This is a genomic window from Alishewanella agri BL06 (assembly GCF_000272005.1).
In the GTDB taxonomy this organism is placed as follows: Bacteria; Pseudomonadota; Gammaproteobacteria; order Enterobacterales; family Alteromonadaceae; genus Alishewanella; species Alishewanella agri.
This window is the reverse complement of record NZ_AKKU01000001.1, coordinates 209,020-229,726: the sequence shown is the minus strand read 5'-3', so window position 1 is coordinate 229,726 and position 20,707 is coordinate 209,020. Positions and strand designations below refer to the sequence as shown.

At 51.6% G+C, this 20,707-nt stretch carries 17 protein-coding genes; 7 read left to right on the top strand and 10 right to left on the bottom strand.

Annotated features, from left to right (window positions below; all coding sequences use genetic code 11):
* Nucleotides 1–180: 180 nt before the first annotated feature.
* Both AGRI_RS01085 and AGRI_RS01080 read left to right on the top strand, forming a co-directional pair.
* Nucleotides 181–771 carry a sigma-70 family RNA polymerase sigma factor gene (locus tag AGRI_RS01085; protein ID WP_008983185.1) on the top strand — a complete coding sequence of 197 codons (591 nt, stop codon included), beginning with the start codon at nt 181–183 and terminating at the stop codon, nt 769–771.
* Nucleotides 755–1,429, top strand: a complete 675-nt coding sequence (locus tag AGRI_RS01080) for a ChrR family anti-sigma-E factor (RefSeq protein WP_008983184.1) — start codon at nt 755–757, stop codon at nt 1,427–1,429. The genes AGRI_RS01085 and AGRI_RS01080 overlap by 17 nt, the downstream gene beginning before the upstream one ends.
* A 62-nt stretch (nt 1,430–1,491) precedes the next feature.
* Here AGRI_RS01080 and AGRI_RS01075 read toward each other — a convergent pair whose 3' ends face one another.
* Together AGRI_RS01075 and fadR are read right to left on the bottom strand one after the other, a co-directional pair.
* On the bottom strand, nt 1,492–3,732 hold the full coding sequence (locus tag AGRI_RS01075) for an aminotransferase class V-fold PLP-dependent enzyme (protein WP_008983183.1): 2,241 nt from the start codon (nt 3,730–3,732) through the stop codon (nt 1,492–1,494).
* 134 nt (nt 3,733–3,866) lie between these two features.
* On the bottom strand, nt 3,867–4,583 hold the full coding sequence (gene fadR, locus AGRI_RS01070) for a fatty acid metabolism transcriptional regulator FadR (protein ID WP_008983182.1): 717 nt from the start codon (nt 4,581–4,583) through the stop codon (nt 3,867–3,869).
* Nucleotides 4,584–4,770: 187 nt separating this feature from the next.
* Between fadR and dsbB the strand changes: the two genes are divergently transcribed.
* On the top strand, nt 4,771–5,307 hold the full coding sequence (gene dsbB / locus AGRI_RS01065; RefSeq protein WP_008983181.1) for a disulfide bond formation protein DsbB: 537 nt from the start codon (nt 4,771–4,773) through the stop codon (nt 5,305–5,307).
* Between the two features lie 48 nt (nt 5,308–5,355).
* On the opposite strand, the gene AGRI_RS01060 is transcribed toward dsbB, so the two are convergent.
* The 4 genes from AGRI_RS01060 to AGRI_RS01045 all read right to left on the bottom strand — a co-directional run bounded on the left by AGRI_RS01060 (nt 5,356) and on the right by AGRI_RS01045 (nt 9,378).
* Nucleotides 5,356–7,050, bottom strand: a complete 1,695-nt coding sequence (locus AGRI_RS01060; protein ID WP_008983180.1) for a methyl-accepting chemotaxis protein — start codon at nt 7,048–7,050, stop codon at nt 5,356–5,358.
* Nucleotides 7,051–7,229: 179 nt separating this feature from the next.
* Nucleotides 7,230–7,844: a BamJ family beta-barrel-assembly machinery protein gene (locus AGRI_RS01055; protein ID WP_008610132.1), complete on the bottom strand. Its 615-nt coding sequence runs from the start codon at nt 7,842–7,844 to the stop codon at nt 7,230–7,232.
* 104 nt (nt 7,845–7,948) lie between these two features.
* Nucleotides 7,949–8,248 (bottom strand): YfcL family protein, encoded by a 300-nt coding sequence (locus AGRI_RS01050; RefSeq protein ID WP_008983179.1) that lies wholly within the window; start codon nt 8,246–8,248, stop codon nt 7,949–7,951.
* Complete coding sequence (locus AGRI_RS01045; protein WP_008983178.1) at nt 8,248–9,378, bottom strand: ATP-NAD kinase family protein; 1,131 nt, start codon at nt 9,376–9,378, stop codon at nt 8,248–8,250. Before AGRI_RS01045 ends, AGRI_RS01050 begins: the two co-directional genes overlap by 1 nt.
* Before the next feature lie 159 nt (nt 9,379–9,537).
* Here AGRI_RS01045 and AGRI_RS01040 point away from each other — a divergent pair, with 159 nt between their 5' ends.
* Nucleotides 9,538–10,935, top strand: a complete 1,398-nt coding sequence (locus AGRI_RS01040; protein ID WP_008983177.1) for a coniferyl aldehyde dehydrogenase — start codon at nt 9,538–9,540, stop codon at nt 10,933–10,935.
* Here the strand turns inward: AGRI_RS01040 and AGRI_RS01035 are convergent.
* From AGRI_RS01035 to prmB, 3 genes are read right to left on the bottom strand one after another with little or no spacing between them, the layout of a single operon-like run.
* On the bottom strand, nt 10,932–12,119 hold the full coding sequence (locus tag AGRI_RS01035) for an MFS transporter (RefSeq protein ID WP_008610128.1): 1,188 nt from the start codon (nt 12,117–12,119) through the stop codon (nt 10,932–10,934). The two genes, AGRI_RS01040 and AGRI_RS01035, sit on opposite strands and share 4 nt — an antisense overlap.
* 46 nt (nt 12,120–12,165) lie before the next feature.
* Nucleotides 12,166–13,272, bottom strand: coding sequence for a chorismate synthase (gene aroC, locus AGRI_RS01030; protein WP_008983176.1), 1,107 nt, complete (start codon nt 13,270–13,272; stop codon nt 12,166–12,168).
* On the bottom strand, nt 13,273–14,229 hold the full coding sequence (gene prmB / locus AGRI_RS01025; RefSeq protein ID WP_008983175.1) for a 50S ribosomal protein L3 N(5)-glutamine methyltransferase: 957 nt from the start codon (nt 14,227–14,229) through the stop codon (nt 13,273–13,275).
* Between the two features lie 50 nt (nt 14,230–14,279).
* Here prmB and smrB point away from each other — a divergent pair, with 50 nt between their 5' ends.
* Nucleotides 14,280–14,864: an endonuclease SmrB gene (smrB, locus tag AGRI_RS01020; RefSeq protein WP_008983174.1), complete on the top strand. Its 585-nt coding sequence runs from the start codon at nt 14,280–14,282 to the stop codon at nt 14,862–14,864.
* Here the strand turns inward: smrB and sixA are convergent.
* A complete protein-coding gene (sixA, locus tag AGRI_RS01015; protein WP_008983173.1) occupies nt 14,861–15,349 on the bottom strand; it encodes a phosphohistidine phosphatase SixA in 489 nt (162 codons plus the stop codon). The two genes, smrB and sixA, sit on opposite strands and share 4 nt — an antisense overlap.
* 219 nt (nt 15,350–15,568) lie before the next feature.
* Between sixA and AGRI_RS01010 the strand changes: the two genes are divergently transcribed.
* Together AGRI_RS01010 and AGRI_RS01005 are read left to right on the top strand one after the other, a co-directional pair.
* Nucleotides 15,569–18,334 carry an insulinase family protein gene (locus AGRI_RS01010; RefSeq protein WP_008983172.1) on the top strand — a complete coding sequence of 922 codons (2,766 nt, stop codon included), beginning with the start codon at nt 15,569–15,571 and terminating at the stop codon, nt 18,332–18,334.
* Nucleotides 18,335–18,583: 249 nt separating this feature from the next.
* Complete coding sequence (locus AGRI_RS01005) at nt 18,584–20,653, top strand: putative bifunctional diguanylate cyclase/phosphodiesterase (RefSeq protein WP_008983171.1); 2,070 nt, start codon at nt 18,584–18,586, stop codon at nt 20,651–20,653.
* The last annotated feature ends 54 nt before the right edge of the window (nt 20,654–20,707 follow it).

Here is a 20,707-nt window from a genome sequence, read left to right as displayed (position 1 = left end):
CTAAATACGTTCTATTTTTTGAGAGTTTAAAAAACAAACCAGGCGGCAGCAGCCTGCGTAAAACACCATGAACCCATAAGTTAACAGCTGGTACAGCCAGGAAAGTCAAATATGTTGGATTCTACCGCGCTGACAAGGCATCATGAGCTCTCCGGAACAGCGACCAGGATGCCAGAACGAATGACCATTAGTGCCGAGCCACATATCCGCAGCGGGCAGTGGGAAGATTCACTCAACTTTGTAGCGTTAAACGCTGATAAAGCTGCGTACGCTGAGTTATTTAATTATTTCGCGCCGAGATTAAAAGCCTTTGGCATGAAAATGTTTGGTAATGAACAACAAGCGCTGGAAATGGTGCAGGACACCATGCTGAATGTGTGGAAAAAAGCCCGCTTGTTTGACGCCAGCCGCGGTTGCGCATCAACCTGGATTTTTACTATCGCCCGTAATGTGCGCTTTGACATGTTGCGCAAAAAACAAAGCCGCAAAGACGATATCAGTGCCGATGATTTATGGGCCGATGGCGATTATCCAGAGTTGGAAGAATCGTCCAGCGATCAGTGGGAAACCATGTTGCTGAGTGAAAAGCTGGCACCTTATTTTGATGCTTTACCTATCGCACAGCGCCTGGTAATGCAAAAAGTTTATCTGGAAGAAAAATCACATCAGGAAGTAGCAGAAGAGCTGGATATCCCGCTTGGTACCGTAAAGTCCCGGATTCGGTTGGCTCTGGATCGTTTGAGAGAGGCATTAGATGACACACGCAGTTAAATATCATCCCGGTATGATGTTAATGGAACAATATGTTGAAGGTACGCTGGCGCCTGATGTCGCTTTGGCGGTAGCAACGCATATTGATTTATGTCCGCATTGCCAGCGCCTGTGTCAGGATATTCACAATGATCAGGCAAGCTCGTTGGCTGCTGATGATGCACCAGTGATGGCTGACGATTTCGCTGCACTTTTTTCCGCCATTACCGCTGAGCCTCAGCTTGAAAAGCCGCGTAAGACGCAGCAACGCGATGCCGTGACAGTCAACATTAATGGTCGAGAGTTTCGCGTACCACGCGCGCTGAGCCGCCTGGCTAATCAGCATGGCAAATGGTTACAGCTAGGTGGTGTGGCAACAGCCAAGTTACCGGCTGGTGATAAAATGCATGTATCTTTGCTTTATATTGATAAAGGTACTGAAATACCCAATCACACCCATCTCGGCTTGGAAATGACGCTGGTGTTAAGTGGCACCATCTGTGACGAGAACGGTGAATATGGTGCCGGGGATTTGTTAATCAATACGCCAGCAGATACCCATACTCCCCATACCCGGGCGGATGAAGATTGCTTGTGTTTGTCGGTGCTAAGCGCGCCATTGAAGTTTAATAAGGGTTTAACGCGGCTGTTAAACCCGCTCCAACAGTTTTTTTACTGAGTAAACAACCTGATGCAGCATGTTTGCGCCGGCCTTGCCGGCGTTTTTTTTGCCTGCCCCGACTAACTGAGTAGAGCCACACCGCCCTGTAAATTCCACAATTGCCGAAAGCCCAGACGCCGCAATACTCTGGCAGCTAACAAACTACGATTGCCACTACGACAAACTAACAATAAAGGTAAATCAGGCGTTAAACTGTGCTGTAGTACGGCATCACATAAACGCGATAACGGTACTTGTTGGATCCTGGCGCTGGCAGGTAAATACTGGCTCAAAGCACCGGCACTTTGTTCATAGGGTTCACGTACATCTATTACCAGGGGCTGCTGCGTACTAAGTAATTGCGGCAACTGTGCCGGTTTAACTAACGCTATAGCATCATCCGTTGTCACTTCAACATAACCACACAGATAACTGCTGGCCTGTTGTAACTGCTGACATTGCTGATTAAGCGCCTGTCGCCATTCCTGCTCTGGCGCATTAGCCAGTAATTTTTCCAGTAGTGGGCTTTCGGTCAAGGCCAGATCAAGGCGGGTAACAAAACGTTGCGCATAATCATGGCTGGAGAACAGCAGCGTGTCAGGATAAAGCTGCTGCGCCAGCCGCTGTACACTCTGTTGCAGCGCCAGCGCATCACTGCCAGGCAAGTCGGTGCGGCCAATGCCACCGGCTAAAATCAAATCACCGACAAAGGCGGCTTTTAAATCACCGTGCTGCGTTAACAAATAACTGTAGGCCGTATCACTATGCCCCGGTGTCGCCAGCCGTCGTAACAGAAAAGAATCAACCGCTATCTCAGCGACAGCCTCTGGCCAACCAAACACATCCGTTGCGGCCGTACTAAATAATTGCCGCAGCAGCTGCGCAGCTTGCCCGGGCTGTTGATGATAATGCGTTTCTAATACCCAAACCTGGCTAATCTGCTGGCTTTGGATAATATTGGATAAGCGCTCGGCTAACGCCAGCACCGGATCAATAATCACCGCCTGTCGGCTTTGTGGGCACAGCAGTATATACGTACAACAGGCATCAAATTTAAATTGGTACAGACCACTGGCACTTGGAATATTCAACGGGTCGCCATCCGTTAACACCAGACCATGTTGTTGTACTACCGGCACTAAATCGATAAGTCGTTGACAGGCCTGCTGACATTCCTGCGCCGTAAACGCCGGACCAAAGGATAACCGGATCGCGCCCTCGCTGCGCCAACGCGCCAACCCCATTGCATCTAAAACAAAGCTGCCTGTGACTTTCGAGCTACAGGCTGAGCCTGAGCTGACGCGGATCCCGGCGGCATCGAAAAGATCCAGAATATCTTTGGCGAAAAACCCCGGTACCGAAAAGTTTAGGGTGGTGGGCAGGGCATAAGGTAACTCACTGTTTAACACCAGGGACGGGAACAGCTGCTGCAATGCCGCCAGTAATTGTTGACGAAACTGCTGTAGCTGTTCACTACTGGCAAAAACACTTTGCTCATTACTCAGTAATTGCTCAAAAATATAATGCAGTGCCGCAATACCCGGCAGGTTTTCCGTACCCGAACGCAAACCGCCCTCTTGCCCACCACCAGTGATCAGGGGCTGGTACGGTGCGCCCTTACGCACATACAAAAAACCGATACCCTTAGGGGCATACAGTTTATGTCCACTAAAGGGCGCATAATCGATCGTCGTCGCCGCCAACTGCAGCGGCATCTTACCGAGCGCCTGCACACAATCAACTAGCCAGTAAGCATCGGGTTTTATACTGCGGATTAATTTTTCCAGGGCGCGTAAATCTTGTTGCACCCCAGTCTCGTTATTGGCAGCCATGGTGCATACCAGAGCCGCATTCGGTAACAGCTCCGCTAACGCCGTTAAATCCAGTAAACCGTTTGCTAATACCGGGATTGGCTTTACGCTTGCACCAAGCTGCAGCACGCTATTCCAGTGTTTCAGGCTCTCAGGTACCGCCTTATGTTCGGTGGCGCCATACAATAATAAGGTATTGGCTCCGGCTAAACCGCGCTCACGGATCGCCAGTAACGCCGATAGTACTGAGGTCTGGATCCCTTCTGTTGCTCCAGAGGTAAAAATAATCTCACCACTGCTGGCACCCAATAACTGCCGGGCCAGATTACGGGTTTGCTCCAGCAAGGCTTTCGCTTTAATACCCGTGCTGTGGCTGCTACTGGGATTGCCAAAGCCCTGCTGCATGCAGTGCTGTACCGCAGCCGCGGCACCTGCCAATACTGGGGTGGTGGCATTATTATCCAGATAAATTTCACTCAGTTTCCGACAGGTCTCAGGTACCGCTGGCATGACAGACTCCGTGCACAGTAAGCTATATAACTATTGGGAATATCTTATATCATTTTATTAGTTCGGCCCAGCTCGACCAGCTACAAAAAAGCCGCAGAGCGAAGCTGCGGCTTTTTTGTTTGTATCGGCGTAACTTATTCCATCAAATCACGGGGAATGGTCGGCCGCAGTTCAGACCAGATCTTACCGCTATCGATACCGTATTTACGCACAGCCATCACCACGTCATCGTGTCGGCCAGCCTGTGCCAGCGCTTTTAGCTGTTGGTAGTACTGACGGGCCAGTTCCCGCGCTGCCGGGCTGGAGAAGTAAAAGCGGGCAATTTTGTTATACAGGCCGCGGAAACCATTTAAGATTAATACATAAATACGATTCGACGAATGCAGAGCTAACTCATGATTCAAATTATAGTCAAAGTCAGCAAAGGCTTCGGCAGTATCTTCCAGGCGCTCGGAGCCGGTCAGAAAATCAATCACCTGCTGCTTATGGGTTTTAATCGCACCACGAATATAGATAGCACTGATATTAGTCCGCGCCGATAATAACTCATCGACCAGATCCGGCATCCGCTCTTCGTCCAGACGTGCCAGGGTTTCCAGAATATTCAGACCTGAGGTTTCCCAGAAGTTATTTACCTTAGTCGGTTTGCCATGCTGAATGGTAAGCCAGCCATCACGGGCCAAACGTTGTAATACCTCGCGCAGCGTCGTGCGGGTAACACCAATTAATTCAGACAGTTCACGCTCTGCAGGTAAAATGGAGCCAGGAGCAAATTTGCCATTCCAGATGGAATCGACGATATATTCTTCGGCAAAACCCGCCGGGCTTTGCGCTTTAATCAGATTGGTCATGCACCGTTATCCGTGTCAATAAATGTTCTTATTAGTTGCCACTGATTGTACCAGAGCCGATGCCATTAACAAGTCAGCATGTAAAAATAGCTTGCCAAGCGGGTTATTCACGTCGTAGCCGCATTGTGAATTTTGTCGAAATCCCTTAGATTAGCCAACAAAACAACAACAACAGATACCAATAACCATGTTTAAAACACTGAAATCTTTATCAATGCAGCGCTGGCCCTGGCTACTGTTAGCGCTGACCGCTCTGGCGATGGAGCTGGCCGGCCTCTATTTTCAATACCAACTTAATTACCAACCTTGTATCAAATGTATTTATATCCGGGTCGCTTTTGCCGGGATCTTAGTCGCCGCCTTATTAGTATTACTGGCGCCGCGTCAGCTGCTGTTGCGTCTGTCAGGCACCTTACTTTGGCTTGGTAGTGCCTTATATGGCTTATTTCAGGCACAAGAGCTGGTCAATATAGAACAAACACTCGCCAGTGGCGGTTTTACCACCTGTGCGTTATTCGCGGATTTCCCGGCATGGTTGGCGTTAGATAAATGGCTACCGGCAGTATTTGAAGTCACCGGTACCTGTGGCGGTGTTGATTGGCAGTTTGCTGGTTTAACGATGGCGGGCTGGAGCCGGGTATTAATGGCAGCTTATGCACTCAGCGCGCTGCTGATTCTGCTAAGTCAGTTGGCTAAGCTCTCACGTAATCCTTATCGGGGTTAACATTAAGGCCGCAACAGCGGCCTTAATTTTTGACTCACCCTGTGATAATTAGACTTTATAATTCCCCACCAGACTATCCAGTTCAGCGGCCAGCGCATTTAAGCGTTCACTGGTGCTGGAAGCGCGGCGCGTTCCCTCAGCGGTTTCTTCGGTGACCACCACGATTTGATGTACGTTCTCGTTAATGGCGCCGGAAACATGAGTTTGCTCCTCGGCGGCGGTGGCGATCTGCGCATTCATATTGTTAATGGTATTAACCGCACTACTAATTTGATTCAGCGCCAGCTCAACCTGCCGGATCTCGTCAACACTACTTTGGCTGCTTTGTTTTAACCGGCTGATAAGATCAATGGCGCCCTTAATACCGGCTTGCAGCCGCTGGATCATCTGCTGAATTTCCTGGGTACTTTGTTGGGTGCGGCTGGCCAGAGTACGCACTTCATCTGCAACCACCGCAAAACCACGACCCGCTTCGCCGGCGCGCGCCGCTTCAATAGCCGCATTCAGTGCCAGCAGGTTGGTTTGCTCAGCAATGCTGCGGATCACATCCAGTACTCCGCCGATACTGTCGGATTCTTTGCTTAAATCGCCAATAACCGAGACACCGTGACTAACCTGCTCCGCCAGGCCATCAATCACCCGCACTGTTTGCAGTAGCGTTTGCTTGGAGTTACTGACCAGATCTTCGGCATTAGCCGCGGCTTCAGACGCCCGCATCGCGCTATCTGCCACTTCCTGTGCCGAAGCCGCCATTTCGTTCATTGCCGTGGCCACCTGATCACTCTCAGATTGCTGACGTGCCACGCCCTGCCCGGCCTGACGCATAATACCATTTAGTTCATTGGCACTGTGATTCAGGGTCTTGGTTGAGCCCGCTACCTGAGCCACCAGATCCCGGACCTGACTGGCAAAGCGGTTAAAAGCCTGTGCCAGTTGCGCCAATTCATCGTTACCCTCAGCAGTTAAGCGATGCCGTAAATCGCCGCCACCCTGAGCAATGTCGGTCATGGCGCTTACTGCCGATTTTAGCGGCGTAATAATACTGCGTACCACCACCAGCGCCAGCAAGGTAATCACAATTAACGCAATAGCCGCGGTAACAATCGAACTCCATAGGCTGGTTGCCAGCGAGTCATCGACCCGTTGCTGCATTACTGCAACCTGTTTATCCAGGCTGTCGATCCAAAAGCCGGTACCCAACATTAAACCCCATTTGGTCAGCTCTTCGGCATAACCCAGTTTTGGATCCGTGGTATTGGTTTCCGGATTATTCCAGTGATAATACAAGTAACCTTTGCCACTGCGGGCGGCATTCCATAGGCCCCGAATCACTTCAACGCCATTAGGATCCTTTAGCTCCATCAGATTACGGCCCTGCAAGGCGGGGTTAGCGGCGTGCATCACATTGACGCCCTGCTGATCATAGATAAAGAAGTAGCCCATGCTGCCACTGTCATCAAAACGCAGTTGGCGCAAAATATTAATCGCCTCCTCTCGAATAGCCGGATTGGTCGCTGCATCCGGGGCATTATAAAGATGAGCAATGGCAGTTTTACCCAGCTCCATATAGTTTTTAATTACTGCCTGCTGGCTTTGGCTATACACCTCTGCAAAGCCATCCACGCCCTGCTGGCCAAGGCTACGCGCCTGCATTAAGCTAAAAGTCACCAGCACTATTGCCAGTAAGGTGCTGGGTAATAACGCCAGCAGGAGGATACGGGTTTGAATGGTCAAATTTGCCATAAGCTACTCTCAGTTCGGTGAATAAAAAACCTCTGCTGAAAGTATAACGTCTGTTTAGAAAACTGCAGAAAAACTGGGGGCTTAGGCGACTGTTTGCTGATCTTTTCAGCAATTTTATCAGCATTAAAAGCACAAAGCCGGCAACGCCGGCTTTTTCACATGGAAGCGGAAACTAAGGGTTACAGAATCGCCAGCAGTTCTACATCAAATACCAGGGTGCTGAAAGGTGCGATGGCATTGCCGGCACCGCGCTCACCATAGGCCAGGTTATGCGGAATATATAGCCGCAGTTTTGAACCTACCGCCATCAGTTGCAGCGCTTCAGTCCAGCCAGCGATAACGCCGGATACCGGGAATTCTGCTGGTTCACCGCGTTGATAAGAGCTATCAAACACAGTGCCATCAATCAGGGTACCGTGATAGTGGGTACGAACGGTCGAGGCTGCGGTGGGCTTATCGCCTTCGGCGGCTACCAGAACTTCATACTGTAAGCCAGAAGCAGTAACGGTTACTTCCGGACGCTTGGCATTTTCCGCCAGGAACATTTCACCGGCTTCTGCTAAGGCCTGGGCTTTTTCCTGCTCTTCCGCCTGCATGCGCTGGCTAATAACGGTAAAAGCAGCACGGATCTGCTCATCGCTAACTTCTGGCGCCTGCTCGTTGTACGCAGCGGCTAAACCGGCGGCGACAGCAGTAATATCTAAACCATCGAACGGACGATCAGCCAGTTGCTGACCCATTTGTAAGCCGATACCGTAGCTGGCGTGCTGCTCTAACGTAGTAAATTTTGACATGGGTTTCACTTATATTGACGGGTGCCGCCGGGCAGCACCACTGTTAAAAGATGGAAGTATCTTACGTCAATTACCGCCAAAAGTCTTGTTCAGGCCGCCTTAACTCAGGCCGCCTGTTGTAAACGTTGCCAGATATCCTGCACCAGCAATTCGTCAGTTGCGTTTAGCTCGCCCTGGGCAATCGCCTGCTGTAGGCTGCTGTTCACCTGCTGCAGCAAGGTGGCCAGGCTAAAAGGTTGTTCGGTCAGTTGCAGGGTTCCGACGGCTAAATCAACATGACCACGTAAATAGCCGGCGGCAAACAGCTCATCGTCAGTGGCAACTGGCACTAACTGATCAAAAAATTCCGCCGCCCGGGCAATAAAGTATTCGGTATTGCAGTGTTCGGTATTGCTATCTTGCATTATGCTTCGTCCTCATAACCTAAGCGGTAAATCACATAATCGTTGTAACCGGTCAGCACCGGGATTAAGCCCTGTAACTCGCGATCTAACACCGGATCGCCAGTATCGGCCAGTAATGGCCGGCCATTCAGTTGCTGCAGCTTGCTCTTAGTCGCCAGTAGCAGAATATTGTCGCGGCCAATGGAGCGGATCACGGCCGGCGAGAGTTGTTGATTACCGCGGCCAAACACATGGCCCTGACCGCCAATTAAGGTAATAATCAATTTACTGGGGGTATTCTGCACCAGCTCCAGCAGCTGCGCTGCGGTCACATCTTTGGCCAGCAGCTGACCATTTTCGACCACATCAACACCCAGCAGGGTATTGTCCAGCCCCAGTTCCGCCATCACAGCGGCAACCGTCGAGCCAGAGCCCATCACATAACGCACATCTGGTTCCATTAAACCAGCGACATAGGCCGCTAAATCATCCAGTACCAGCTCTTCTGATTCCTTGCCAGCCATTTTTACGCTTTGTACATAACGCAGCTCTGCCGGAATGCGCATCTCGCCATAGCGGCGGGCTTTAACGACCCCTTGACGAAAGGCACTTTCATCAATATCCATCACTGCGGCTTCCTGCTGACTGACCAGCTCACCGGCGACCAGTTTCGCCAGCAGCTTACCGGCGGCCAGCGGCGAAATCGCATACACGCCGGAATGGATCTTACAACCGGCAGGGATACCTAAGACAGTAGTTTTATCACCGACAACGCTACAGACATTACGCGCTGTACCATCACCACCGGCAAACAGCAGTAAATCAACACCGGATTCGGCAATCACGGCAGCGGCCTGCTCGGTGTCGTCGGCCGTAGTGGGTAAAGTCGCCGGGGTATAACACAGCTGATAATCAAAACCCAGCTCTTGACAAAGCTGCTGCCCCATCTCGCCTGCGACGGTGACGATTTGCACCTTGTCGCGTAGCGGCAGCAGTTGCCCCAGGCTCTGCCTGGCTCGCTGCTGCGCCATTGGTACCGCGCCGAGCGCCAGCGCCTGCTCCGCCATGCCATCACTGCCTTTTAAACCGACACTGCCGCCTAAACCAGCCAACGGATTAACAATCAAACCCAAGCGAAACTGCGTTGTCATCGACCTCACCTGTGTGACAGCTTTCGAAATTGCTGCGCATTGTAGCGATTTGACTGCGGCTTGCCCAGCGCTGTGCTGCTCGACAACGCTTGCTCCACTGGTTGGACTACTTTAGAGTACCGGCATAACCCAGCGTGTTCTGAAAAGTAGTGAGTTCTGATGAGCATAGAAAGCCTGTTTCAACAGCATCAACAGCAGTTTAATGCCGAACCCTATCCGTCACTTGCTACACGCAAGCAACGCTTGCAGCGTTTGGCCGAATTGCTGCAACAATACAACACCGCGTTGCAACAAGCCGTGGCCAGCGATTTTGGCCAGCGCAGCAGGGTTGAGACGCAACTGTTGGAAGTTGCGCCCAGTTTGCAGGGCATCAAATATCAGTTGTCACAGCTTAAAGGCTGGCTAAAACCGCAGCGCCGTGCCGTGCACTATACTTTTGCGCCGGCAAAAAACTTTGTGCTGGCGCAGCCGTTAGGGGTGGTTGGTATTATTGTGCCGTGGAATTACCCCATTTTTCTGGCACTTAGCCCGCTTATGGCGGCACTCTCTGCCGGTAATCAGGTGATGCTGAAGCTGTCGGAATTTACTCCGGCAACCAATGCGGTGCTGGCTGAAATGCTTGCAGAGGGCTTAACTGACTGTGTTAGTGTGGTTCAGGGCGATGCTGGGGTTGCCGCCGATTTTGCCGCCCTACCCTTTGATCATCTGTTGTTTACCGGCTCTACCGGCGTCGGGCGCAAAGTAATGCAGGCCGCGGCGGCCAATCTTACCCCAGTGACGCTTGAGCTGGGCGGTAAAAGCCCGGCGCTGCTGGCAGCGGATACCGACTTAGCGCATTTTAGCCAACGCTTACTATTTGGCAAAACCGCCAATGCCGGCCAAACCTGTGTCGCGCCCGATTATGTGTTAGTGCCTAAGGCTCGGATCACGGCTTTGATTAACCAACTGCAAGCCGACTTTGCCAAGCTCTATCCTGATTTTGCGACTAACCCCGATTACAGCGCGGTGATCAATACGCAGCATTATCAGCGCTTACAGCAGCTGCTAAGCGAGGCTCTCTCTAAAGGCGCAACCGCTTATCCCTGTGCAGTGATGGTCAGCGAGCAGCAACAACAACAGCGCCGGATACCGCTAACCTTGCTGGTTGATGTGCCCGAGGAGTGTCAGATTTTACAGCAGGAAATTTTCGGTCCCTTGTTGCCGATTATCGGCTACGACAGCTTTGAGCAGGCGCTTGACTATATTAAATCCAGACCCAGGCCGCTGGCGCTGTACTTATTTAGTGAAGATAAGCGGTTGCAACAGCGAGTATTAACCCAAACCCATGCCGGTGGCGTTTGCATTAACGATACGCTGCTGCATGTGGCACAGGAGGACTTACCCTTTGGTGGCATCGGGCCATCAGGTTTGGGTAACTACCATGGCCCTGAGGGCTTTTGGCGTTTTTCCCACGCCAAGGCGGTACACCAGAAAGGCCGCTTTAGTAGCAGCATTCTGATTTACCCGCCCTTTAACCGGCCGCTGTTTAAAGCACTGCTTAAGTGGTTAATACGCTAGGGCGTGTTGATGTTTGCGGCTTTATCATCCGCTCGCGGCATAGTGCGCGGTAAACTTAGCGCCAATAGCATCGCTATTGCCGCTGCCAGTGCTGCCAACGTAAAGGTAGCACTGGCGCCAGCCCCATCGCGCCAGCTGATACCGGCAATATAGGCGCCGATAGCCCCGCCACCGCCATAGATAATACCGGCATAAAACGCCTGACCGCGGCCACGCTGCGCCTTGGGGAAAAACTGCTGAATAAACTGCATGGCACCGCTGTGAGCAATGGCAAAACTACCGGCATGTAACAGCATACTGGCTGCCAGCACCAGCGGCTGATCACCAAGGTAAGCAACGATTAACCAGCGCAGCGCGGTTAAGCCATAACAGGCAGCCAGTAAATGCCCCAGCCTGAAACGGCCCAAAATGCGGCCGGCAAAATAAAAGGCGACGATCTCCGCCGCCACCGCCACGCCAATCAGCAAGCCGGTAACAGTGCCGCTATAGCCCAGATCGCGGCAATATAGTGTAAAAAAACCATAGTAGGGCGCAAAGCTCATCTGCAACATTAAGGCGGCGCCCATAAAGAGCCACAGTACCTTACTTTTGAATAACTGACGCCAGGATAAGTGCACCTGTTGACTGGCTGACAACTTAGGCAGCGGCGGTAGTTTAAATAAGCTCAGTAGCAGTAAGCCTAAAAACAGTAGCGCTGTCGCCGGCATAAACTCACTGCCAAAACGCTGAAATAAATAACCGCCGAGCAGCACCAGAATGATATAACCGACACTGCCGGAGGTGCGGATGCGGCTGTAAGCACCGGCATCATCGTTCAGCGCATGGAAGGTACAGACTTCGAGCTGCGGTAAGATAGCAGTCCAGAAAAAACTAAACAGCGCGAAACCGGCCAGCAAGGGCCAAAAGCCGGCATCAACAAAGCTGCTGCACCAGGCCAGGATCGCGATAATGGCGCCAAAGCGCATAATGCTAAGCGGCCTGGCGGTTTTATCAGCCAGCGTGCCCCACAGCGCCGGGCCAACGATCCGCGTCGCCGTGACCAGCGCCAGCAATAAGCCAATTTGCGCCGAGCTTAAGCCGCGGCCATCCAAAAACAGCCCGAAATAAGGCACAAACAGGCCTAAGACGCCGAAATAAGCAAAATAAGCCAGCGCAAGGGCTGGCTTGGTGGCAAGTGTTAACACGACTGTTCCGTTAAACTAGTGTGATTAAAAAGCGGTATTAATTACTTTACTGTTGCCGTGCCAGTGCCGCGATATCCGGCGTACCGACCTGTACCCCGGCATTTTGGGCGCGATGGCGCAGCAGATGGTCCAGTAGCACAATGGCGAGCATGGCTTCGGCTACCGGTACTGCACGGATACCGACACAGGGATCGTGTCGACCCTTGGTAACCACATCCACCACTTCACCGGCGGTATTAATGGTTTTGCCCGGAATACTGATACTGGAAGTCGGTTTTAACGCCATGCTGACCAGAATATCCTGGCCACTGGAAATCCCACCTAAGGTACCGCCGGCATGATTCGCCGTAAAGCCTTGCGGTGTCAGCTCATCACGTCCGGTGGAGCCACGCTGCTCAACTACCGCAAAACCATCGCCAATTTCCACTGCCTTAACGGCATTGATACTCATCATCGCATGGGCGATATCCGCATCCAGACGATCAAACACCGGCTCACCCAGACCGACCGGCATCCCGGTTGCCACCACATTAACCCGCGCGCCAACCGAATCACCGTCTTTTTTCAGCTGCCGCATATAGTCATCCAGCGCCTCAAGCTTAGTCGCATCCGGGAAGAAAAAGGCGTTTTGTTCCACCTGTGACCAATCCAGCTGCTCGGCCTTAATCGGCCCCAGTTGCTGTAAATAGCCGCGGATCTCAATACCGCAGTGCTCAGCGAGATACTTTTTAGCAATGGCACCGGCCGCGACCCGCACTGCCGTTTCGCGCGCCGACGAGCGGCCGCCGCCGCGGTAATCACGAATGCCGAATTTATGCCAGTAAGTATAGTCGGCATGGCCAGGCCGGAACTGAGTGGCGATATTGGCATAGTCTTGCGACCGCTGATCGGTATTTTCAATCAATAATCCAATACTGGCACCGGTTGTCTGACCGTCGAACACACCAGAGAGGATTTTGACACTGTCTTCTTCGCGGCGCTGTGTGGTGTAGCGCGACGTGCCGGGCTTGCGCCGATCAAGATCCAATTGTAAATCGTCGGCAGTTAATGCCATACCGGGCGGGCAACCATCGACAATGCCGCCAATCGCCGGGCCATGACTTTCACCAAAAGTCGTAACTTTAAATAACTGGCCGATGCTGTTACCTGCCATTTAACTTTCCTCGAATAAATGCTGGCAAGCGACAAGTTGTGCTTTGCTCAGTGCAAAGACGCCAAGGCCTCCGGCACTAAACTCCAGCCAGCGAAATGGGACGTCTGGATATCTATACTGCAATTCAACCATACTATTGCCCACTTCACAAACTAAAATACCCTGCTCGGTTAAATGTGCGGCCGCATCGCGCAGGATCTGCCGCGTTAATGCCAAGCCGTCGATACCTGACGCCAGCCCCAGTTCCGGTTCATGCCGGTATTCATCCGGCAGATCAGCCATATCTTCAGCATCGACATAAGGCGGGTTAGTGACAATTAAATCATATTGCTGACCGGCAAGGGCACTAAAGCCATCTGACAGAATGGGGTAGACCCGCTCCTGCAGCTGATGCTCGGCAATATTCAGCTCACATACGGCCAGAGCATCCTCACTGATATCGACGGCATCAACCTGCGCCTCCGGGAAAGCCACCGCACAGGCAATGGCAATACAGCCCGAGCCGGTACAGAGATCCAGAATCTGTGCCGGGCTGCTGCCAGCCGGTAACAGCCCCTGAAACTGCTGCTTAATCAGCTCGCCAATCGGTGAGCGCGGGATCAACACCCGCTCATCGACATAGAACGGTAGATCACAAAAATAGGCTTGCTGAGTCAGATAGGCAGCTGGAATGCGCTGGGTAATTCGCTGCTCTAACAGCGCGACAAATTGCTGTTTCTCATCTAATGTCAGGCGCACGCTAAATAACTTTTCATCACGCAGGGGCGGCAAGTACAACACATGCGACAACATCACTGCGGCTTCATCCCAGGCGTTATCGGTACCATGGCCAAAATAGACCCCACCCTGATGCATCCGGCTAACGGCCCAACGTAACCAGTCATGCAGGGTCTGCAGTTCGCTATAGGCGCGGTCCAGTAATTCAGGACTAAAGGGTGCGGGTAAGGTGTCAGACATGGTATCCTTGGCTCCGGTAGCAGCTAATAAGATAGTATAGATTAAGGCCGATGCAGCAAAAAAAGCCGAAGCCCGATGCACTCAGCGTCGAAGAGCGAGCCCTGTTTCGCGACAGTGTCGCCGGTGCCCGCCCGCTTGAGCAGGACAAGATACCGCCAGTTGTCAGACGCAGCAAGCAAAAACGCCTGCCGACAGCTGCCGCTGAGCTATCTGCGCAAAAACTGTTCTTTTTCTCCGATGAATATGAAGCCATTACCGACACCAGCGGCAGCTTGTCTTATGTGCAGCAGGGTGACGATCCGATGCTGGCCGGCCGCTTACGCCGCGGTGAATTAGAACCGCAGGTGGTACTGGATTTACACGGCATGACAGCCAATGAAGCGAAAACACAGCTGGCTGGCTTACTGGATTATTGCCAGCAGCAGCAATTTAATTGCGCCTGCGTCGTACATGGCAAGGGGCTGGGCATACTGGCACGTAAGGTACCAAACTGGCTGGTGCAACATCCAAATGTACGCGCCTTTCACACCGCCCCAAAAAGCTGGGGCAAGCATGGTGCGCTGTTGTTATTGCTTAAAATTAATCAAAGTACCGAGCAGCAATTTCGCGAACTGCCCGCTGCTGGCCGGCGCTAACTTTTTAACAACGTCAATTCGAGTGGCGAATTTTGCTCCAGCAATTTTCCGCCCCGTGCCGTCTGATAGTCGATACAGCACAAGGCTGCAGTGGTAAAGATCGGCGCTCTGCCGGTTTCGGTCAGGCTTTCCACCAGAAAGCTTACCAACGGCATATGCGATACCAATAACACTCTGGCATCAGGTTGTTCAGCGAGCAATAAATCGAGAGCGGTTTTCACCTGTTCTGCCTTACCATCGGGTACTAACTGCTGCATCACCTGCAACTGACATCCGCGTTGCTGCGCTTCCAACATCAGTGCCGCCGTTTGCCGGGTTCGCAAATAGGGGCTGACCCACAGGTAATCAAAGGCCGGGTATGCCTGCGCCAACCAGTTTGCCATTTGCTGAACTTCACCGCGCCCCTGTGTGGTCAGAGCTCGCTGCTGATCGTCAACTGCTGGCGGCTCGGCTTCGCCGTGACGCATAATCACGATATTTACCATGAAGTTGTTACCATACTACTCTATCTGTCCCATCTCGGTGGTCTGTCTGTCCCATCTGGTCGGCTGTTTAGCAAATAAGCATGCGTCAGGTGAAAATAGTGCGCTATGATAATGAAAGTCAGCGGCCAGCGTAACTGCTATTAAAGCATAAGACTCATGCTGGTTATTACTTATCGCTATGAGAGGCAAGGTACTCCCAGCCACTCCAAAGGATATCACTTGGCAAGCACATCTATCCTGCAAAGCCCGAATGATCCCAGACAATTTGAATACCTGAAATTGTCTAACGGTTTGGCCGTGCTGTTGGTTCATCAGGCTGATAGTGAAAAAAGCGCCGCCGCGCTGACAGTCAACGTCGGCCACTTTGACGATCCTGCAGACCGGGAAGGCCTGGCTCATTTTCTGGAGCATATGCTGTTTTTGGGCAGTCGCGCCTACCCGCAAGCCGGCGAGTTACAACACTTTATCAGTGAGCATGGCGGCAGTCACAACGCCTGGACCGGTACCGAACACAGTCAATTCTATTTTGATATCGAGCAGCAGCACTTTGCCGCCGGTTTAAGCCGCTTCGCTGCCATGTTTAGCGAACCGCTGTTCAGTAGTGACTATGTCGAAAAAGAACGTCAGGCTATTGAAGCTGAGTTCTCTTTAAAGCTGAAAGACGATAGCCGGCGAATTTATCAGGTGCACAAAGAAAGCATTAATCCGGCGCATCCCTTTGCCAAATTTTCTGTTGGCAACGCCCAAACTTTGGCTGATCGCCCCGGCGACAGCTTGCAACAGGCCGTCAGTCAGTTCTTCCACCAGCAATATAGTGCCCAAAGAATGAGTGTCTGTCTGATTGGCCCGCAAAGCCTGGCCGAGCTGCGCACTCTGGCAATACAAAGCTTCAGTCAGATCAGTGATCACCTGCCAGCGAAAGCACCGTTACAAGTCCCGCTATACCTGGAGCAACAGCAGCAGTTACAACTAAACATTAAGCCGCACAAAAGCAGTAACCGGCTGGTCATCAGCTTTGCGCTACCGGATATCCAACCCTGGTATCGCTATAAAGTAGTCAGTTTTGTCGCTCATCTGCTCGGTGATGAGGGCCCGGGTTCATTACTGGCGCTGCTAAAACAGCAGGGGCTGGTTAATCAGCTGAGTGCCGGCGGTGGTATTGACGGCAGTAACTACAAAGACTTTACTCTGGCATTTGAACTCACTGTGGCCGGACGACAACAGTACCGACAAATCGTGCAAGCACTGTTTGCCAAAGTGCGTTTACTAAAAGACAGCCCCTTCCCGGCCAACTTATTTGCCGAGCGCCAGAAATTATTAAACTGGGCTTACCGCTTTTATGAGCCGGCGACAGTGTTACAAACTGCGACCGATCTGGCGCTGAATATGCAGCACTATCCACTGCAGGATGTGCTGTTCGGTGACTACCGGATGGAAGTGCCACCCGAGGCGCTATATCGCCAGTTATTGGACTATTTTTGCAGCCGTAACCTGCGACTGATGTTAGTTGCAGATGATGTCACCACAGATCGCGAGGCACGCTGGTATCACACGCCTTATCAGTTACAGCCGTTGGATCCGAACTGGTTAACCACGCTGGATACTCAATCGCCCTTGCCAGAACTAAGCTTGCCACTACCTAATCCGTATTTGCAATCTGAACTCAAATTACTGGATAAAGCGGCGCATATGACCAGCCCGCAACACTTTTGTAACCAGCCGGCACTGCAGTTGTGGTACAAAGCAGACACCGACTTTGCCAGTCCCAAAGGTCATATTTATTTGCAAATTACCTTACCACAAAGCTGTGCCACTATCCGGCAACAAGCAGCCAGCCGGCTATGGGTAGAACTACTGCTGGATCGCTTTAACCAACAACTATACGCGGCAACGACTGCGGGTTTAAATTACTTTTTACACGTGCACCGGCAAGGGATCAGTTTGCAAACCAACGGTTTAACTGCGAACCAATTAGCGCTGTTTGCCGATTTGCTGCGCCAACTGCCAGATCCGGTGTTTTGTCCGCAGCGTTTTGCGGAGTTAAAACAACAGCTATGCCGGCACTGGCAAAACAGTAGCAAGAACAAACCTGTTGCCCGGTTATTCAGTCAACTGTCTGCGCTGCTACAACCGCAAAACCCTGAACCGGAAGAGCTGGCGCAAGCCCTTGCTAAGTTAAGCTTTGCCGACTTTTCGTTGTTCAGGCAGCAATTGTGGCAACAGTTACATCTTGAAGCTTTGCTGCTCGGCAACTGGAGTCCGGCAGATGCCCAACAGCTGCAGACACTGTTAACCGATTGGCAAGGCGCTCAGGGGGCTGCGGGCCAGGCGCTCAGCGCTGTACAATATCGCTATGCTCAGCCCGGACCAGTTTGGTTATGCAGTGCCAATCCGCATCAGGCGGACCATGCTTTGGTCGCCTATCTGGCAGCGACTGACAAGTCACCGGCACAGATGGCGCGCTTTATGTTAGCGAACCACTTACTGGCGCCGCGCTATTTTCATCAACTGCGCACCGAGCAACAGCTTGGATATCTGGTCGGCACCGGTTATGTGCCGGTCAACACCCTGCCCGGCATGGCGTTTTATGTTCAGTCACCGGCTTATCCTGCCGCCGCACTCTACCAGGCAACAGTGCAGTTTTTTCAGCAATGCGTGAGCGAGTTAAGTTTACTGGATAACGACGAGTTTCAATCATTAAAGCAAGGGCTGGCGGCTCAGCTTTGTGAGCGGGATACCAGCCTGAGCGCCCGTGCCAAACGTTTCTGGCTGGCGCTGGGCCAGGCTGACTATCAGTTTGATTTAAATCAGCAAATTCTTAGTTGTTTAAATGCGTTAACCGCCAGCGACTTTCTGGCGTTCTTACAACAATTGCTGGCGAAAGACTATCCGGTGTTGATTCTGGCGACAGACAGTGCGCCGGAAAATAATTATGTACAATCTTTGCATAAAGCTGAATTACTGAAAATATTGCAACGGCAGTAAATTGCTTTTGACAGTACCGTTTTTCTTGGTTAACTTAGCCCAAAAGCAGTATAAAAAAATAATAAAGTGCGCGATAAAACAATTACTTTTCTTACCCTGACACTTTTGGGGCTAACGCTAGCAACGTTATTCTTCTTGCCCCTCGCTGCAGCGGCCCTTAGCTGGGATGCTGTACAGCCTTATTTATTCCACGTTTTACTCGCGTTGGCACTTACCGGACTGCTATTAGCTCAACTCAGTTTGCGGCGGATGCGGCGTTACCATCAGGCGCTGGCGAAAAGCGAAGAACGCTTACGCTTATCGATTTGGGGCAGCGGTGATGAACTTTGGGACTGGAACATTGAAACCGGCGAACTTTATCGCTCCAGTGCCTGGCTTGAGCCGCTGGCGATAGCCCCAAAGACTGAAGATTTCCCACCGAATAAACAGCTGATTCATCCTCAGGATCTGGAACGGGTCAGCCACGCGCTATCGCAACATCTGGCCGGTAACAGCCCGTTTTTTGAAGCCAGTTACCGGGTTAAAACCGCGGATGAAACCTATATCTGGGTGTTAGACCGCGGCAAGGTTGTCTCATATAACGAGACCGGTAAAGCGCAACGGATGACCGGTACCCTGAAAAACATCAGCCAATTAAAGCAAGCTGAAGCACGAATGCAACTGTTTGCCCGCTGTCTGGAAAACATTTCCGATGCGGTGCTGATCTGTGATACCAAATTCAATATTATCGAAGTTAACCCGGCCTTCAGCGTCATCACCGGCAAGAGTCGCGATGAAGTGTTACAAAGCCGCTTTCAGCTTTCGTTGTATCCGCCGCGCTTTATCCAAGAAATTGAAAAGAAACTGGTTAAAGACGGGCGCTGGAGTGGTGAGATCCGGGAACTGAAAACCAACGGCGATTACTACCAGGCAGAGTTAACCTTTGACGTGATCAAAGACGAGCAAGGCTTTATTACGCAGTATGTGGCAGTATTTTCCGATATCTCTGACCGCAAGAGACGCGAAGCTGAGCTAAGCCGGCTGGCCAACAGTGACACCCTGACCGGCTTGCCCAACCGCGCGGTCTTTATGAATAAACTGGCCAGCCTGGTAACCGACAAAACCGAACATGCACTGTTAGTGTTCGATCTGGATAACTTTAAAAAGATTAACGACTCATTGGGTCACGAGCTGGGTGACGCCCTGCTTTGCAAACTGGCCGAGCGCCTGCATAACAACAAATTGTTCCGCCAGAAACTGTACCGGCTGGGTGGTGATGAGTTTGCGGTGTTACTGGACAATACTAACGATATCCACGCCATTACCAGTCTGGCGAAAAGCCTGCTGGAGCAAATCAATAAGCCTTTTGCCGTTGATCAGCACGAATTAGCCGTTACCAGCAGTATTGGTATAGTGTTATTCCCGGAGGATGGTAAGGATCCGCAGGCGTTACTACGTAACGCTGATACGGCCATGTACCACGCCAAGAGTTCAGGCGCCAACCGCTATCTGTTTTTTAATGACACCATGAACAAACAGGCGGTAAAACGACTGCAAATTGAAAACCTGATCCGTCATGGCCTGAAAGAAGATTATTTTACGGTGTTTTATCAACCGAAGATGGATCTGCTCAGCGGCAAGGTGGTCGGGATGGAAGCGCTGGTGCGCTTTATCACGCCAAAAGGTGGCCTGGTCAGCCCAGGCAGCTTTATTCCGGTTGCCGAAGAAACCGGCCAGATTGTCGATATCGGTACCGTGGTATTACGTAAAGCCTGTATCGATGTAAAACGCTGGATTGCTCAGGGATTATTCCATGGCCGCGTCGCGGTGAACCTGTCGGCTAAGCAATTTATGCTGCCATTTTTGTGTGACCAGATTGACGATATTCTGCAGCAAACCGATCTGCCTTCTTATCATCTGGAGCTGGAAATTACTGAGGGTACGGTAATGCAGTCGCCAAAACTGGCGATTGATACCATGAAAAAACTGCGTGCCCGCGGCATTCACCTGGCGATGGACGACTTTGGCACCGGTTACTCCTCGCTGGCTTATCTGAAACAATTCCCACTGAATACGCTGAAGATCGATAAAGCCTTTATTGACGATATGAGCAGTGCCCGTGGTCGCAATATGGTTGATACCATTGTCACTATCGCCCACAACCTGAGCTTAAGTGTCGTAGCTGAAGGCGTGGAAACCCACGAACAACTGGAACAACTGCGTAAGCTGCGCTGCGAAATTATTCAGGGTTACTACTATAGCAAGCCGCTGTCGGCGGAAGACTTTGCCGCCTTTCTGGTAGAGCAAAAGAAACAACGCCCTAAGGTCGCGTTGCTTTAGGACTCGTTAATCTAGGGCGTGTTGACGCTTGCTGCTTAGATTTTGTTCGCACTG

Coding starts and splice junctions, on each gene's coding strand:
- AGRI_RS01085 (WP_008983185.1), top strand. CDS start 181: ATGACCATTAGTGCCGAGCCACATATCCGCAGCGGGCAGTGGGAAGAT.
- AGRI_RS01080 (WP_008983184.1), top strand. CDS start 755: ATGACACACGCAGTTAAATATCATCCCGGTATGATGTTAATGGAACAA.
- AGRI_RS01075 (WP_008983183.1), bottom strand. CDS start 3,732: ATGCCAGCGGTACCTGAGACCTGTCGGAAACTGAGTGAAATTTATCTG.
- fadR (WP_008983182.1), bottom strand. CDS start 4,583: ATGACCAATCTGATTAAAGCGCAAAGCCCGGCGGGTTTTGCCGAAGAA.
- dsbB (WP_008983181.1), top strand. CDS start 4,771: ATGTTTAAAACACTGAAATCTTTATCAATGCAGCGCTGGCCCTGGCTA.
- AGRI_RS01060 (WP_008983180.1), bottom strand. CDS start 7,050: ATGGCAAATTTGACCATTCAAACCCGTATCCTCCTGCTGGCGTTATTA.
- AGRI_RS01055 (WP_008610132.1), bottom strand. CDS start 7,844: ATGTCAAAATTTACTACGTTAGAGCAGCACGCCAGCTACGGTATCGGC.
- AGRI_RS01050 (WP_008983179.1), bottom strand. CDS start 8,248: ATGCAAGATAGCAATACCGAACACTGCAATACCGAATACTTTATTGCC.
- AGRI_RS01045 (WP_008983178.1), bottom strand. CDS start 9,378: ATGACAACGCAGTTTCGCTTGGGTTTGATTGTTAATCCGTTGGCTGGT.
- AGRI_RS01040 (WP_008983177.1), top strand. CDS start 9,538: ATGAGCATAGAAAGCCTGTTTCAACAGCATCAACAGCAGTTTAATGCC.
- aroC (WP_008983176.1), bottom strand. CDS start 13,272: ATGGCAGGTAACAGCATCGGCCAGTTATTTAAAGTTACGACTTTTGGT.
- prmB (WP_008983175.1), bottom strand. CDS start 14,229: ATGTCTGACACCTTACCCGCACCCTTTAGTCCTGAATTACTGGACCGC.
- smrB (WP_008983174.1), top strand. CDS start 14,280: ATGCAGCAAAAAAAGCCGAAGCCCGATGCACTCAGCGTCGAAGAGCGA.
- sixA (WP_008983173.1), bottom strand. CDS start 15,349: ATGGTAAATATCGTGATTATGCGTCACGGCGAAGCCGAGCCGCCAGCA.
- AGRI_RS01005 (WP_008983171.1), top strand. CDS start 18,584: ATGCGGCGTTACCATCAGGCGCTGGCGAAAAGCGAAGAACGCTTACGC.